Raw genomic sequence first — 13997 nt, forward strand, 5'->3', positions numbered from 1 at the left:
CGGTGCCGCGCACCCCGACCGGAAGCACCCCTCCCCCTCCCCCGCGCATGCTCGCGGTCGTCGACCTCGACGGCGTCGTCGCCGACGTCCGGCACCGACTGCGGTACGTCGAGTCGCGGCCGAAGGACTGGCGCCGGTTCTTCGGCGCCGCCCCGCAGGACCCGGTGCTCGACGAGGGCCGGCGCGTGGTCGAGGCGCTCGCCGGCGTGCACGAGGTGGTCTACCTCTCGGGCCGCCCGGAGTACTGCCGCGACGACACCGAGGCCTGGCTCGCCCGGCACGAGCTCCCCGAGGGTCCGGTCCACCTCCGGCCCTGGGGCGACCACCGGCCCGCCCGGGAGCTGAAGGTGGCCGCCCTGCGCGAGCTCAGCCGCGACCGGGAGATCGCCGTCCTCGTCGACGACGACCCGCTCGTGTGCGACGCGGCGCGGGCGGCCGGGTTCGACGTGCTGCCCGCGACCTGGATGGGCGAGGCGCCCACCCTGCTCGAGGCGCAGGAGGTCGACGGCGAGACGTGAGGCCCGCGCCTCGCCGGGGACCCAGGTGCGGGGTGGTCCAGACCCCTCTCGGTAGGTTCGACCCATGACGAGCACGTCCACGCCTCAGGACGCCGAGATCGACCCGACGTTCACCGCTCTGCCCTACCGGAAGATGGCGGAGGCAGCACTCGCCCGCTGCCAGGACTTCCACGTCGACCACGCAGACTTCCGCTTCGAGCGGGTCCGCTACCAGGACATCCGGGTCCGCGACGGACGGCTCCAGGGCGCCTCCGACCGCGAGGACATCGGCTTCGCCGTGCGCGTCATCCTCAACGGCGCCTGGGGCTTCGCCTCGGGCGTGGTGCTCACCCCCGACTCGGCCGTCCAGGTCGCCGAGACCGCGCTGCAGACCGCCCAGGTCGCCGCGGCGATGACCTCCCGCCCGGTGGCGCTCGCCCCGGAGCCGGTGCACGCCGACGTCACCTGGGTCAGCGCCTACGACGTCGACCCGCTCGCCGTACCCCTGGCCGACAAGGTCGCGCTGCTCAGCGACCTCTCCCGTCGGCTGTACGACGCTCCTGGAGTCGCGCACTCCAGCGGCGAGCTCCGGCAGGTGCTGGAGAACAAGTTCTACACCGACCTCGCCGGCACCACGACCACCCAGCAGCGGGTCCGGATGCTGCCCGAGCTCGAGGCGTTCGGCTCCGACGAGGCGACCGGCGCGTTCGACTCGATGCGCACCATCGCGCCGCCCGTCGGCCGCGGCTGGGAGTACATGCTCGGCGGGCTGCACGACTGGGACGCCGAGATCGCGCAGCTGCCCGAGCTGCTCGCCGAGAAGCTCAAGGCGCCCTCGGTCGACGCCGGCCGCTACGACCTCGTCATCCACCCGTCCAACCTGTGGCTGACCATCCACGAGTCGATCGGCCACGCGACCGAGCTCGACCGCGCGCTCGGCTACGAGGCCAACTACGCCGGGACGTCGTTCGCCACGATCGACAAGCTCAACACCCTCCGGTACGGCTCCCCCGTCATGCACGTCACCGGCGACCGCACCGTCGATCACGGGCTCGCCACGATCGGCTACGACGACGAGGGCGTGCAGACGCAGAGCTGGGACATCGTCAAGGACGGTGTCCTCGTCGGCTACCAGCTCGACCGGGCGATGGCCCGCGACCACGGGGCCGAGCTCAACGGCGGCCGGTCCAACGGCTGCGCCTACGCCGACTCCCCCGGGCACATCCCGATCCAGCGGATGGCCAACGTCTCCCTGCAACCCGCCAGCGACGGCCCGGACACCGACGGGCTGATCGGTGACGTCGAGCGCGGCATCTACGTCGTCGGCGACAAGTCGTGGTCGATCGACATGCAGCGCTACAACTTCCAGTTCACCGGGCAGCGGTTCTACAAGATCGAGAACGGCAGGCTCGCCGGCCAGCTCCGCGACGTCGCCTACCAGGCCACCACCACCGAGTTCTGGGGATCGATGGAGGCGGTCGGCGGCCCGCAGACCTGGGAGCTCGGCGGCGCGTTCAACTGCGGCAAGGCCCAGCCCGGCCAGGTCGCCGCCGTCTCGCACGGCTGCCCCACCGCCCTGTTCCGCGACGTCAACGTCCTCAACACCACCGCCGAGGGAGCAGCATGAGCACCCCGCAGAAGCTCGTCGAGCACGCCCTCAAGACCTCGACGTCCGACCACTGCATCGCGATCGTCCAGGACTCCACCAGCGCCAACCTGCGCTGGGCCAACAACACCCTCACGACCAACGGCGTGATGCACGGCGTCAGCGTGACGGTGGTCGCCTTCAAGGACGGCGGCGAGGGTACGGCGACCGGCTCGGTCACCGCGAGCGCCGCCTCGTCCGAGCAGGTCACCCGGATCGTCGAGGCGGCCGACGCCGCCGCGGCGGCGAGCGGCCCGGCGGAGGACGCCCAGACGCTCGTCGACGGCGACGCGGCCGCCGACTGGGACGACACGCCCGGCAGCACCTCGATCGACGTGTACTCCGACTTCGCCCCCGCGCTCGGCGAGGCGTTCGGCCGCGCCGACGCCGAGGGTCGGGTGCTCTACGGCTTCGTCGACCACGACGTGACCACGACGTACCTCGGCTCCAGCACCGGCCTCCGGCTCCGGCACGTCCAGCCCACCGGGCACTGGGGCTGCACCGGCAAGAACGCCGACCTCACCAGCAGCGCCTGGGTGGGCGGCGCGACCCGCGACTTCACCGACGTCGACGCCGGCGCGATGGAGGCCGAGCTGGTCCGCCGGCTCGGCTGGGCCGAGCGCCGCGTCGACCTGCCCGCCGGCCGCTACGACACGGTGCTGCCGCCGACGGCGGTGAGCGACCTGATGATCTACGCCTACTGGACCGCCGGCGCGCGCGAGGCGCATGACGGCCAGACGGTGTTCTCGCGGCGCGGCGGCGGCACCCGCATCGGCGACGCGCTGTCCTCGAAGCCGGTGCAGGTCTACTCCGATCCGGCCTACCCCGGCCTCGGCGCCGGCACCTTCGTCACCGCCTCGTCCAGCAGCAACCTCGAGAGCGTCTTCGACAACGGGCTGCCGCTCGACCGCACCGACTGGGTGCGCGACGGCAAGCTCGCCGCCCTGCTCCAGACCCGGCACTCCGCCGGGATCACCGAGCAGCCGGTCACGCCGTACGTCGACAACCTGGTCGTCGAGGTCGACGGCGCCGAGGGCACGACCGACGACCTCGTCGCCGGGATGGACCGCGGCCTGCTGGTGACCTGCCTCTGGTACATCCGCGAGGTCGACCCGCAGACGCTGCTGCTCACCGGCCTGACCCGCGACGGCGTGTACCTCGTCGAGAACGGCGAGGTGACCGGCGCGGTGAACAACTTCCGGTTCAACGAGAGCCCGGTCGGCCTGCTCGACCGGTTCTCGCAGGCGTCCGCGACCGTGCCGAGCTTCTCGCGCGAGTGGGGCGACTACTTCCCGCGCACCGCGACCCCGGCGCTGCGCGTGCCGGACTTCAACATGAGCACGGTCAGCCAGGCCCAGTAGCGGGCAGGCCGCCCGGCACCGGTGCGGCCGGGTCGTAGGGCACCCGGGTGTAGACGAACGTGGCGCACACCAGGTGGGTCACCGTGCCGTCGGCGGCGCGGCCGACCTGCAGCGTCTCGCCGTGGTGGTAGCCACTGGTGCCGACGAGCACGCCGTCGCGCAGCGCGAAGCGGTAGCTCTCCAGCCCGGACTGCAGGCCGCCGGCGACCACGTGGCTGCCGTCCCACGCGAACGCGAAGGCCGTGTTGCCCCAGTGCCAGACACCCAGCACCTCCCGGACCTCCTCCGGCACCTCGGTGACGGGCTGCCAGGCTTGGGGAACGGTCGGCTCGAGCTCCTCGAGCGTGTTGAGCAGGTCCACGGGCAGTCCCTCGGCGCGCAGGCCGGCGGTGCCGTTGGCGAGCACGACCGCCCCGGTGCGGCGCTTGCGGTCGACGAACAGGCCGGCCAGGAAGCCAGGCATCGAGCCGGTGTGGCCGTGCAGCAGCCCGCTGCCGCCGGACACCAGCCGGAAGCCCAGGCCGTAACCGCCCGCGAGCGCGCCGGCCAGGCTGCCCGACTGCGGCGTGCTCATCTCCTCGAGCGTGGCCGGCGACAGCACGTCGGGGTGCCCGGCGACCAGGAACGCCGCGTACCGGGCCAGGTCCTCGACGGTGCTCCAGACCTGACCGGCCGGTGCCATCGCGCCGGCGTCGTGGCTCGGCTCGGGGTCGAGCGTGCCGGCGAAGTGGTGGACGCTCCAGCCGTCGGCGTGCGGCGGCTCCGGGAGGTACGTCGTGCGCGTCATGCCCAGCGGCGCGAGCAGCCGCTCGCGCACCGCGTCGAACCACGGCCTGCCCGTGAGCCGCGCGACCAGCTCGCCGAGCAGGCCGAAGGCGACGTTGGTGTAGTGGAACGTCGCGCCGGCCGGGAACGCCGGCGGCACGTCCGCGAGGTGCTCGGCCAGGTCGTCGAACGAGCCGCCCGGCGTGCGCTCCCACCACTCCCCGGCCGGCTCGGAGTGCATGCCGGACGAGTGCGAGAGCAGCGACCGGATCGTGCGGTCGCCGTACCGCACGCCGGGCAGGTGCGCGTCGAGCCGGTCGTTGAGGTCGAGCCGACTTTGGTCGCGCAGCTGCAGCACGAGCACGGCGACGAGCGTCTTGGTGATCGAGCCGATGCGGTACTGCACCTCGGGGCCGGTGGCGAACCCGGCGGCGGCGTGCGAGCCGTGCCAGACGAGCTCGCCGTCACGGACGACACCGCCGACGACCGACGGGAGCCGTCCCGCGACCTGGTCCTTCGCGAGGAGGAGGTGCAGCCGGCGGGCGGTGAGGTCCGAGACGGTCTCTGAGGAGCTCACTCCGCGAAGGCCTCCGGCGACGGGCAGGCGCAGACCAGGTTGCGGTCGCCGTACGCCTGGTCGACGCGGGCCACGGGCGGCCAGTACTTGTCGGGGTCGTAGCCGGTCGGGAACACCGCCAGCTCGCGGCTGTAGGCGCGGTCCCACGCACCGACGAGCGCGCGCGGGGTGTGCGGGGCACCGCGCAGCGGCGAGTCCTCCGGGCTCCACTCGCCCGCCTCGACCCGGTCGATCTCCTGGCGGATCGCGATCATCGCGTCGCAGAAGCGGTCCAGCTCGCGCAGGTCCTCCGACTCGGTCGGCTCGACCATGAGCGTGCCCGCGACGGGGAAGCTCATCGTCGGGGCGTGGAAGCCGTAGTCGATGAGCCGCTTGGCGACGTCGTCCACCGTCACGCCGGAGGTCTTGGTGAGCCCGCGGACGTCGAGGATGCACTCGTGCGCGACGAGGTCGTTGTGGCCCTTGTAGAGCACCGGGTAGTGCTCGCCGAGCCGCTTGGCGACGTAGTTGGCGCTGAGCACCGCGACGGACGTCGCGTCGGTGAGGCCGGCGCCGCCCATCATCCGCACGTAGGCCCACGAGATCGGCAGGATGCCGGCCGAGCCGTGCGGCGCGGCGCTGATCGGGCCGATCCCGTCGCGGCGGTCGGCGTCGGGGTGCATCGGGTGGCTGGGGAGGTACGGCGCGAGGTGCGTGCGGACCGCGACCGGGCCGACACCGGGACCGCCGCCGCCGTGCGGGATGCAGAACGTCTTGTGCAGGTTGAGGTGCGACACGTCGCCGCCGAACTCGCCGGGCTTGGCGTGCCCGAGCAGGGCGTTGAGGTTCGCGCCGTCCACGTACACCTGGCCGCCGTGGTCGTGGACGATCTTGCACAGCTCGGTGATGCCGTCCTCGTAGGCGCCGTGCGTCGACGGGTAGGTCACCATGATCGCGGCGAGGTCCTCGGCGTGCTTCTCGCACTGGGCGGTCAGGTCGTCGAGGTCGACCGAGCCGTCGGCGGCGGCCTTGACCACGACCACCCGCATCCCGGCCATGACGGCCGACGCGGCGTTGGTGCCGTGGGCGGACGACGGGATCAGGCAGACGTCGCGCTGGTCGTCGCCCTGCGCGCGGTGGTAGCCGCGGATCGCGAGCAGGCCGGCGAGCTCGCCCTGCGAGCCGGCGTTGGGCTGCACCGACACCCGGTCGTAGCCGGTGACCTCGGCGAGCCAGCCCTCGAGCTCCTCGATCATCGCGGTGTAGCCCTCGGCGTCCTCGGCGGGCGCGAACGGGTGCAGGTCGGCGAAGCCCGGCAGGCTCACCGGCTCCATCTCGGTGGTGGCGTTGAGCTTCATCGTGCACGAGCCGAGCGGGATCATGCCGCGGTCGAGCGCGTAGTCGCGGGCCGAGAGCCGGCGCAGGTAGCGCAGCATCGCGGTCTCGGAGTGGTGGCTGCTGAACACCTCGTGCGTGAGGTACGGCGTCTGCCGGAGCAGACCGGCCGGGAGGTCCTCCCCCACCCGGGCGTCGAGGTCGTCGACGTCGGCGTCCACGCCGAACGCCGCGAGCACGGCGTCGAGGTGCGGGCGGCGGGTCGTCTCGGAGGTGCTGATCCCCACGGTGTCGGCGTCGACGAGGCGCAGGTGGAGGCCCGCCTCCCGGGCGGCGGAGACGACGGCGTCGGCCCGGCCCGGCACGCGGGCGGTGACGGTGTCGAAGAACGCCTCGTGCGTCACCTCGACCCCGCCCTCGCGGAGCGCGGCGGCCAGGACGGCGGCGTAGCGGTGGGTGCGCCGCGCGATCGCGCGGAGGCCCTCGGGGCCGTGGTAGACGGCGTACATGGACGCGACGACGGCCAGCAGCACCTGCGCGGTGCAGATGTTGGAGGTGGCCTTGTCGCGGCGGATGTGCTGCTCGCGGGTCTGCAGCGCGAGGCGGTAGGCGGGACGGCCCTCGGCGTCGACGGACACGCCGACGAGACGGCCGGGCAGGTGCCTCTCGAGGCCGGCGCGGACGGCCATGTAGCCGGCGTGCGGGCCGCCGTAGAACAGCGGCACACCGAAGCGCTGGGTGCTGCCGACCACGACGTCGGCGCCGAGCTCGCCCGGGGACTCGAGCAGGGTCAAGGCGAGCAGGTCGGCCGCGACCACCGCGAGCGCGTTGCGCTCGTGTGCGGCCTCGACGACCGGGCGCGGGTCGAGGATCGCGCCGTCGGCGCCCGGGTACTGCACCAGCACGCCGGACAGCGGTCCCTCCGGCAGCCCGTCGCCGAGGTCGGCGACCACGACCTCGATGCCGAGCGCAGCCGCCCGGGTCTCGACGACGGCGATCGTCTGCGGCAGCGCGTTGGCGTCGACGACGAACGGCCCGTCGGCGCTCCGGTTGCCGCGGCGTACCAGGGTCATCGCCTCGGCGGCGGCGGTGCCCTCGTCGAGCAGCGACGCGTTGGCAGTGGGCAGCCCGGTGAGGTCGCCGACCATGGTCTGGAAGTTCAGCAGCGCCTCGAGGCGGCCCTGGGAGATCTCCGGCTGGTACGGCGTGTACGCGGTGTACCAGCTCGGGTCCTCGAGCACGTTGCGCCGCACGACCGGCGGCGTGGTGGTGCCGTGGTAGCCGAGACCGATCATCGGCTCCCGCGGCGTGTTGCGCGCGGCGAGAGCGCGGAGCTCGCGGGCGGCCTGCTCCTCCGACGCGGCGGCCGGGAGGTCCAGCTCGGCCGACGCCCGGATGCCGCCGGGGACGGCGGCGCGCATGAGGTCGTCGAGGCTGTCGAAGCCGAGCGCGGCGAGCATGGTCGCGCGGCCGCCGTCGTCGGGACCGATGTGGCGCTCGCGGAAGGGCTGCGCGTCGTCGAGCTCGGACAGGCTGGGGTGGTCGGACACGGGGGCTCCTGGTCGCATCTGGTGCCGGTGCAGGTCGCCCTCCCCCTCTGTCGGGACGCCCGCGCGTGGTGCGGCCGATCTCCAGAGTTGCCTGTCCCGCGCGGTCCGGGCGCCTGAGAGGTTCCGGGGAGGATTTGCCCCTTCGGCGCTCCGCTGCGTGTGGCGGAGTCTCTCCCGCGCGGTGTCGTCAGCGGTGTCAACGCTACCGCATGGCCCGGCGTCGTCCCGGCATGCAGGAGCCCCCGGGACCGTGGGTCGCGGGGGCTCCGGAGTCGGAAGGCAGGGAAGCTAGGAGGGTGCCGGTCAGCCGACCTCGCGGCGGCGGCGCCGGGCGGCGAGCTCGTCCTCGGCGTGGCCATCGGGGTCCTCGGCGGTGCGCTCGCTGGGCAGCTCCGCGAGCGACCCCTCGATCTCGCGCCAGACACCGCCGATCGCGATGCCGAAGACACCCTGACCGCCCTGGAGCAGGTCGATGACCTCGTCGTTGCTGGTGCACTCGTAGACGCTCGCGCCGTCGCTCATCAGCGTCACGCGGGTGAGGTCGTCGGTGCCACGCTTGCGGAGGTGCTGGACGGCGGTGCGGATCTGCTGCAGGGAGATGCCCGCGTCGAGGAGCCGCTTGATGACCTTGAGCAGCAGGATGTCGCGGAAGCTGTAGAGGCGCTGCGAGCCGCTGCCGCTCGCCCCGCGGACGCTGGGCTCCACGAGACCGGTGCGGGCCCAGTAGTCGAGCTGGCGGTAGGTGATCCCGGCGGCGTTGCACGCGGTCGGGCCGCGGTAGCCGGCGTCGCTGGGCAGCGGCGAGACGTCGTCGTCGAAGAGCAGCCCCTGGCTGTCCGCAGCCTGGGCGGCCTCGGCGGCCGCGCTCTCCGCCTCGCGCTCGTGCGCGGCCTTGTCGCCGTTGCCTGTCACGGTTGACCTCCGTCATTCCTTCGCTCTGCCTGTCGCTCCGAGGGGGAAGCCGTCCGTTCCCCGGCGGAGAACAACGGTGGAGTTACAGCGAAGACACTCCCCAAGGTAAACCTGGGGTTGAGGGTGGTCAACGAACTCCGGCATCTTCGGGGCGGCGTGTCGCAACCCTCAACCTCAACTAGAGGGTTACTCCCCACCCGAGACGCGAAGGCCACCATCGACCGGCCGGTGCCGGTCCGCCCGCCGTGGATGCGGGTTCAGTGGGCCTCGAAGTCCTCCGGCGTGACGTGGTCGAGGAACTCGCGGAACTTCTCGACCTCGTCCTCCTGCTCGTCGGGAACCTCGAGGCCGGCCTCGTCGAGGACGTCCTCGGCGCAGACGATCTTGCTGCCGGTGCGCAGCGCCAGGGCGATCGAGTCGGACGGCCGTGCGCTGACCTCCACACCGCTCGCGAAGACGAGGAGGGCGTAGAAGATGCCGTCCTTCATCTCGGTGATGCGGACCTCGCTGAGGTCGTTGCCGGTCGCGCTGAGGAGGTCCTTCATCAGGTCGTGCGTCAACGGCCGGGGTGGCACCACGCCCTGCTGGGCGAAGGCGATCGCCGTGGCCTCGACCGCGCCGATCCAGATCGGGAGGTACCGGTCCCCCGCCACCTCGCGCAGCAGCACGATGGGCTGGTTGGACGGCATCTCCACGCGGACACCGATCACATCGACTTCACGCACGAGATCAGCGTACTCCCGACCCCTGACAGGGGAACCGCCCGTGCGAGTGGGTTGGGGGCGTCAGCGTCCGGACTGGAGGCCGGACTTCACGAGCGTCGCGTGCAGCTTCACGGAGAGCGCCGCGATCTCGCGGACCGCCTCCTCGGCGCGGGCCTGGGCTCCGGCGTCACGCTGCCGGCGCAACGGCTCGGAGACCTGCTGCACGAGCCCGACCTCCCGATCGGCGGCGGTCTTGAAGGCGCGCAGGTGCCGCGGCTCGAGCCCGTACGACGCCAGCTCGCCCGCGGCCTTGGCGATGACGAGGGCGTCACCGTCGAAGTACTTCGTGCCGGGACGCAGTCGCACCATGCCGAAGTCGACGAGCTGCTGCAGCAGCTCGTCGTCGATGCCGGCGGTCTCGACCAGCTCGGCCCGGGACAGCCGCAGCTCGGGTCCTCCGGCGGCGAACGCCTCGGGGCTGGGCATCCCGTCGCCGGACAGCACCACCCGCGGCACTTGCGGCCCGGTGACCGGCAGCTCCGGCGGCTCGAGGCCGCGGTCCATCGCGTCGAGGTGCTCGCGGATCACCTTGAGCGGGAGGTAGTGCTCGCGCTGCGCGGTCAGCACGTAACGGAGCCGGGCGACGTCGTCGGCGGAGAACTTGCGGTAGCCCGCCGGTGTGCGCTCGGGCGAGACCAGTCCCTCGGTCTCGAGGTAGCGGATCTTCGAGATGTGCAGGCCCGGGAAGTCCGGGCGCAGCTGCTCGAGCACCTCACCGATGCTGAAGCGCCCGCTCCGCGAGTGCGAGGTCGCTGCGCTGCCGGAGCCGTTGCTCGAGGAGGTCATGACGGTCGACGCACGGTTGGTCGCCGGGCTGGTCACTGAGGCGTGCCCGCACCCGCGTGGCTGGCGAAGTAGACCAGCCGGTACTTGCCGATCTGCACCTCGTCGCCGCCCTGGAGGGCGACCTCGTCGATGCGGTCGCGGTTGACGTAGGTGCCGTTGAGGCTGCCGACGTCGGCCACGGTGTAGCCCTGCGCGCCACGCCGGAACTCGGCGTGCCGGCGCGACACGGTCACGTCGTCGAGGAAGATCTCGCTGTCGGGGTGGCGGCCCGCGGCGACCACGTCGGTGTCGAGCAGGAACCGGCTGCCCGCGGACGGGCCACGCTGCACGACGAGCAGGGCGCTGCCGGCCGGAAGCGCGTCGACGGCCGCGGCGTCGGCGTCGTTGAGGGAACGCTCCTCGCGGTGCTCGGCCTCCTTCTGCGGCGCGCCGAAGGTGATCGTGGCCGTGGTCTCGCTCGGCGACTCGGTGGCCGGCGCGGCCGGCTGCTCGAGGCGGGTACCGCACTGCGAGCAGAAGCGCGCACCGTCGGGGTTCTGATGTCCGCACTCGGTGCAGAACGGCATCGGTTGCCTCCCGTTGTCGTGCCGTCGGACGTTGCCAACCCTCAACCGCTCATCGAGGTTGACGGTGGCCCCGAACCTATCAGGGGCGCGGAGTCGATCAACCCCGTTCGGTCAGAGCTGCTGCTGGTACGCCTCGGCGTCGAGCAGCCCGTCGACGACCGACGGGTCGCTCGGGGTGACCTCGAACAGCCATCCGTCGCCGTAGGGGTCGGTGTTGACCAGCTCCGGGGTGCCGTCGAGGTTCTCGTTGCGCGCGACGACGGTGCCGGTGACCGGGGCGTACACGTCGGAGACCGACTTGGTCGACTCGAGCTCGCCGACCGCCGTACCGGCCTCGACGTCGGTGCCGACGTCCGGCAGCTGGACGTAGACGATGTCCCCGAGGGCATCCTGGGCGAAGTGCGTGATCCCCACGCGGACCGAGCCGTCGCTCTCGCCGGGGCTGCGCACCCACTCGTGCTCGACGGTGTACTTCAGGTCCTCGGGGTACACGGCAACCGGCTCCTCTGTGCTGGACGGATCGAACGGGGCTGGACGGGATCGAACTGGGCAGGGCTGGTGGGTCGCACCGGCGACGCGGGCAGGCTACTCGGTCGGCACCGGGTCGGCGTACTGGGACGGGGGCACCTCGTGCACCGAGGCGATCTCGACGCTGTCGGAGCGGGCGACGCCGACCTCACCGCCGACGCGCTCCACCTCGTAGGTGAACCCGCGCCGCAGGTCCAGCGCGCTGGAGAGGTTGTGCGGACCGCCGATCGCCTCGATGACGTACGGCGCCGTGATCGTCTCGCCGTCGACGACGACGCCACCGTTGGGGGCGTCGCGCAGCGCGGTCTGCGCGACGATGCGCACGGTGTTGTTGAGCTCGATCGCCTCGGCGCCGGCGTCGCGCAGCTCCTGGATGCCGTTGATGAGGTTGTTGGAGCCGACCGCGTTGTCGGGGTCCCGGATCGTCACCTGGATGCCGGGCCCGACCGCCGGGAGCGTCCCGGCCATGATGCCGAGCTCGTCGGCCCGCTGCCGGGCGCGCTCGAGGGCGGTGCGCCGGGCCTGGGTGTCGTTGAGCAGGGAGCTGCGGGTCTGCTCGAGCTCGGCGATCTCGTTCTCGGCCCGGTCGCTGGCGAGGGACAGCGAGTTGATCAGGCTGATCAGCTCGTCCTGCCGTGCGCCGACGTACTCCGCGTCGCTGGTGTTGGAGCGGACCTGCACCACCGCGGCGAAGCCGAGCACGAGCAGCAGGACGCCGGCGGTGACCTGGCCGCGGCCACCGGGCTTGCGCAGCGAGGCGGCCAGCCGGTCGCGTCCGGTGACCTTGGTCGGTCCCGGCTCGGGCGGGTGCGTGGTCGGCTCGTCAGGCATGGAACAGGTGGCGCCGGATCGCGGCGACGTTGGAGAAGATGCGGATGCCCAGGACGACGATGACCCCGGTCGACAGCTGACCGCCGACGCCGAGCTGGTCGCCGAGGTAGACGATCAGGGCCGCGATCAGCACGTTGCTGACGAACGACACCACGAACACCTTGTCGTCGAAGATCCCGTCGAGGAACGCCCGGAGCGCGCCGAACACCGCGTCGAGCGCGGCGACGACCGCGATCGGGAGGTAGGGCTGCAGCCAGACCGGCACCTCGGGCTGGAGGAGCAGGCCGAGGAGGACGCCGACGACCAGGCCCAGGCCCGCGATCATCGCAGTCTCTCCGGGGTGTGGGCGTAGCGCAGGGTGCTGCGACGGGCCGCGGGCACGGTCAGGGGGTCCTCGCTGTTCGTGATGTCGAGTTCCACACCATAGAGCGCCTGCAGATCGCTCCACCATTGGCCCGAAGGTGTGTCGGCGAAGCGGGCCGCCAGGGTGTCCGGGTCGCCGATGACGCGCAGGTTGTACGGCGGGGAGATCGGCCGGAAGTTCACCGTGATCACGGCGCCGCCCTGGCGGACGGCCGTCAGGGCGGTCAGCCGCTCACCGTTGATCGAGATCGCCTCGGCGCCGGCCAGCCAGAAGCCGTTGACGAGCTTCTGCAGGTCGAGGTCGATGACTTCGTTCTCGCCGTCGGCCAGGGGCGGCCCGTCGTCGGCACGCACGAGCACCCCGGGGCCGCGGGCGGCGTCCGCGCCGGTCGCGACGCCGAGCGAGGTGAGCCGCGACTGCACCGACCGTCCCTGCGCGGTGGCCTCGAGGTACTGCGTCTGCAGCGTCTCGGTCTCGTTGGCGAGCCGGTTGACCCGCTCACGGCGGTCGGCGAGCTGGGCCTTGCGCGCCTGGACCTGCTTGACCAGCTCCTCGTGGGAGGTGGCGGTGTCGTCGGCGCTGCGAGCGGTCTGCACGGCGGCCGTCGCGATCAGGACGCCGAAGACGGCGAGCACCGCGAGCACCGCGCCTGCCGCGCGCGACGGAGGCCTCTCCCCCGCCGCCTCGCGGCGCTCGGCGACGACGGCGTAGTCCTGGTCGAGCGACGTCACGGTGAGGTAGTTGATCAGCCCCATCACGGCCTGGGGAGGGGGCTCCGGCAGCGTGCGCTCGCCACGTCCGGCGTGCTCGGCGCCGGGCCGGCGTCCGGGCTTGCCCGACGAGCCGGCGTCGTTCCGGTCGGAGGTGGGCAGGTCAGGAGCCATCGAGGCTCGGTGCCCTGCGGTCGTGATCGGCCAGGAGCTTGCGCACCTGCCAGGCGTACAGGAACCCGGCCCACCAGTAGAGCGCCGTCCCCCAGATGGCGAACGCCCAGCCGAACACCTTGGCGAGCATGGCGACCAGGCCGCTGCCGTCACCGAGCAGCAGCAGCGGGAAGGCGTAGAGCAGGTTGGCCGTCGCGGCCTTGCCGAGGAAGTGCACCGGCAGTGCGCTGTAGCCGCGGGTGCGCAGGAACGGCACGAGTCCCCAGAGGAACAGGTCGCGGGCCGGCAGCAGGAGCGCCAGCCACCACGGGATGATGTCGCGCCACGCGAGGCCGATGACGGTGGACAGGATGTAGAGCCGGTCGGCGACCGGATCGAGGATCTCGCCGAGCTTGGACGTCTGGTTCAGCTTCCGGGCGAGGTAGCCGTCGAGGTAGTCGCTGATCCCCGACAGGGCGAGGACGAGGAGCGCCCAGCCGTCCGCTTCCGGCACGAGGATCAGCCAGAGGAAGAGCGGGACGCCGGCGAGCCGGACGATGCTGATGACGTTGGGGATGGTGAGGACCCGGCGACCACTCGTCGCCGTCGTGCCCTGGCCGTCCACCCAACCCACCTAATGCTCTGTCGTCCCACCGGTCGTCAGTACCTTATCC

The 13997-nt window shown here is 72.4% G+C and carries 14 protein-coding genes and 1 riboswitch; of the genes, 3 read left to right on the forward strand and 11 right to left on the reverse strand.

Annotated features, from left to right (window positions below):
* The first annotated feature begins 2 nt into the window (after window positions 1-2).
* The 3 genes from ETU37_RS13660 (at window position 3) to ETU37_RS13670 (ending at window position 3503) form a co-directional block, all read left to right on the forward strand.
* Window positions 3-518 (forward strand): phosphatase domain-containing protein, encoded by a 516-nt coding sequence (locus ETU37_RS13660; RefSeq protein ID WP_206053919.1) that lies wholly within the window; start codon window positions 3-5, stop codon window positions 516-518.
* Window positions 519-582: 64 nt separating this feature from the next.
* Window positions 583-2124 (forward strand): TldD/PmbA family protein, encoded by a 1542-nt coding sequence (locus tag ETU37_RS13665; protein WP_129987877.1) that lies wholly within the window; start codon window positions 583-585, stop codon window positions 2122-2124.
* Window positions 2121-3503 (forward strand): metallopeptidase TldD-related protein, encoded by a 1383-nt coding sequence (locus tag ETU37_RS13670; protein ID WP_129987878.1) that lies wholly within the window; start codon window positions 2121-2123, stop codon window positions 3501-3503. The genes ETU37_RS13665 and ETU37_RS13670 overlap by 4 nt, the downstream gene beginning before the upstream one ends.
* Here the strand turns inward: ETU37_RS13670 and ETU37_RS13675 are convergent.
* The 11 genes from ETU37_RS13675 to clsA form a co-directional block, all read right to left on the reverse strand.
* On the reverse strand, window positions 3487-4845 hold the full coding sequence (locus ETU37_RS13675; protein ID WP_240755723.1) for a serine hydrolase domain-containing protein: 1359 nt from the start codon (window positions 4843-4845) through the stop codon (window positions 3487-3489). The genes ETU37_RS13670 and ETU37_RS13675 overlap by 17 nt on opposite strands.
* Window positions 4842-7727: an aminomethyl-transferring glycine dehydrogenase gene (gcvP, locus tag ETU37_RS13680; RefSeq protein WP_129987879.1), complete on the reverse strand. Its 2886-nt coding sequence runs from the start codon at window positions 7725-7727 to the stop codon at window positions 4842-4844. The genes ETU37_RS13675 and gcvP overlap by 4 nt, the downstream gene beginning before the upstream one ends.
* A gap of 73 nt (window positions 7728-7800) precedes the next feature.
* A riboswitch (glycine riboswitch) is annotated at window positions 7801-7896 on the reverse strand.
* A gap of 116 nt (window positions 7897-8012) precedes the next feature.
* Complete coding sequence (locus tag ETU37_RS13685) at window positions 8013-8534, reverse strand: MerR family transcriptional regulator (RefSeq protein WP_240755738.1); 522 nt, start codon at window positions 8532-8534, stop codon at window positions 8013-8015.
* Window positions 8535-8878: 344 nt separating this feature from the next.
* Window positions 8879-9346 carry a bifunctional nuclease family protein gene (locus ETU37_RS13690; protein ID WP_129987881.1) on the reverse strand — a complete coding sequence of 156 codons (468 nt, stop codon included), beginning with the start codon at window positions 9344-9346 and terminating at the stop codon, window positions 8879-8881.
* Between the two features lie 60 nt (window positions 9347-9406).
* Window positions 9407-10171: a transcriptional regulator FtsR gene (gene ftsR / locus ETU37_RS13695; RefSeq protein ID WP_129987882.1), complete on the reverse strand. Its 765-nt coding sequence runs from the start codon at window positions 10169-10171 to the stop codon at window positions 9407-9409.
* A 32-nt stretch (window positions 10172-10203) separates the two neighbouring features.
* Window positions 10204-10737, reverse strand: a complete 534-nt coding sequence (locus ETU37_RS13700) for an FHA domain-containing protein (protein ID WP_129987883.1) — start codon at window positions 10735-10737, stop codon at window positions 10204-10206.
* A gap of 111 nt (window positions 10738-10848) precedes the next feature.
* Window positions 10849-11229 carry a glycine cleavage system protein GcvH gene (gene gcvH, locus ETU37_RS13705; protein ID WP_129987884.1) on the reverse strand — a complete coding sequence of 127 codons (381 nt, stop codon included), beginning with the start codon at window positions 11227-11229 and terminating at the stop codon, window positions 10849-10851.
* Between the two features lie 93 nt (window positions 11230-11322).
* Window positions 11323-12096, reverse strand: coding sequence for a DUF881 domain-containing protein (locus tag ETU37_RS13710; protein ID WP_129987885.1), 774 nt, complete (start codon window positions 12094-12096; stop codon window positions 11323-11325).
* A complete protein-coding gene (locus ETU37_RS13715) occupies window positions 12089-12421 on the reverse strand; it encodes a small basic family protein (RefSeq protein ID WP_129987886.1) in 333 nt (110 codons plus the stop codon). Before ETU37_RS13715 ends, ETU37_RS13710 begins: the two co-directional genes overlap by 8 nt.
* A complete protein-coding gene (locus ETU37_RS13720) occupies window positions 12418-13344 on the reverse strand; it encodes a DUF881 domain-containing protein (RefSeq protein ID WP_129987887.1) in 927 nt (308 codons plus the stop codon). The genes ETU37_RS13715 and ETU37_RS13720 overlap by 4 nt, the downstream gene beginning before the upstream one ends.
* On the reverse strand, window positions 13334-13948 hold the full coding sequence (gene clsA / locus ETU37_RS13725) for a cardiolipin synthase ClsA (protein WP_129987888.1): 615 nt from the start codon (window positions 13946-13948) through the stop codon (window positions 13334-13336). Before clsA ends, ETU37_RS13720 begins: the two co-directional genes overlap by 11 nt.
* Window positions 13949-13997: the final 49 nt, after the last annotated feature.

Origin of the sequence: Nocardioides iriomotensis (genome assembly GCF_004168035.1) — a bacterium.
GTDB classification, from domain to species: domain Bacteria; phylum Actinomycetota; class Actinomycetes; order Propionibacteriales; family Nocardioidaceae; genus Nocardioides_B; species Nocardioides_B iriomotensis.

Excerpts from the sequence above, each read along its gene's own strand:
- ETU37_RS13665 (WP_129987877.1), top strand. The coding sequence starts at position 583 with ATGACGAGCACGTCCACGCCTCAGGACGCCGAGATCGACCCGACGTTC.
- ETU37_RS13670 (WP_129987878.1), top strand. The coding sequence starts at position 2,121 with ATGAGCACCCCGCAGAAGCTCGTCGAGCACGCCCTCAAGACCTCGACG.
- gcvP (WP_129987879.1), bottom strand. The coding sequence starts at position 7,727 with ATGCGACCAGGAGCCCCCGTGTCCGACCACCCCAGCCTGTCCGAGCTC.
- ftsR (WP_129987882.1), bottom strand. The coding sequence starts at position 10,171 with ATGACCTCCTCGAGCAACGGCTCCGGCAGCGCAGCGACCTCGCACTCG.
- ETU37_RS13700 (WP_129987883.1), bottom strand. The coding sequence starts at position 10,737 with ATGCCGTTCTGCACCGAGTGCGGACATCAGAACCCCGACGGTGCGCGC.
- ETU37_RS13710 (WP_129987885.1), bottom strand. The coding sequence starts at position 12,096 with ATGCCTGACGAGCCGACCACGCACCCGCCCGAGCCGGGACCGACCAAG.
- ETU37_RS13715 (WP_129987886.1), bottom strand. The coding sequence starts at position 12,421 with ATGATCGCGGGCCTGGGCCTGGTCGTCGGCGTCCTCCTCGGCCTGCTC.
- ETU37_RS13720 (WP_129987887.1), bottom strand. The coding sequence starts at position 13,344 with ATGGCTCCTGACCTGCCCACCTCCGACCGGAACGACGCCGGCTCGTCG.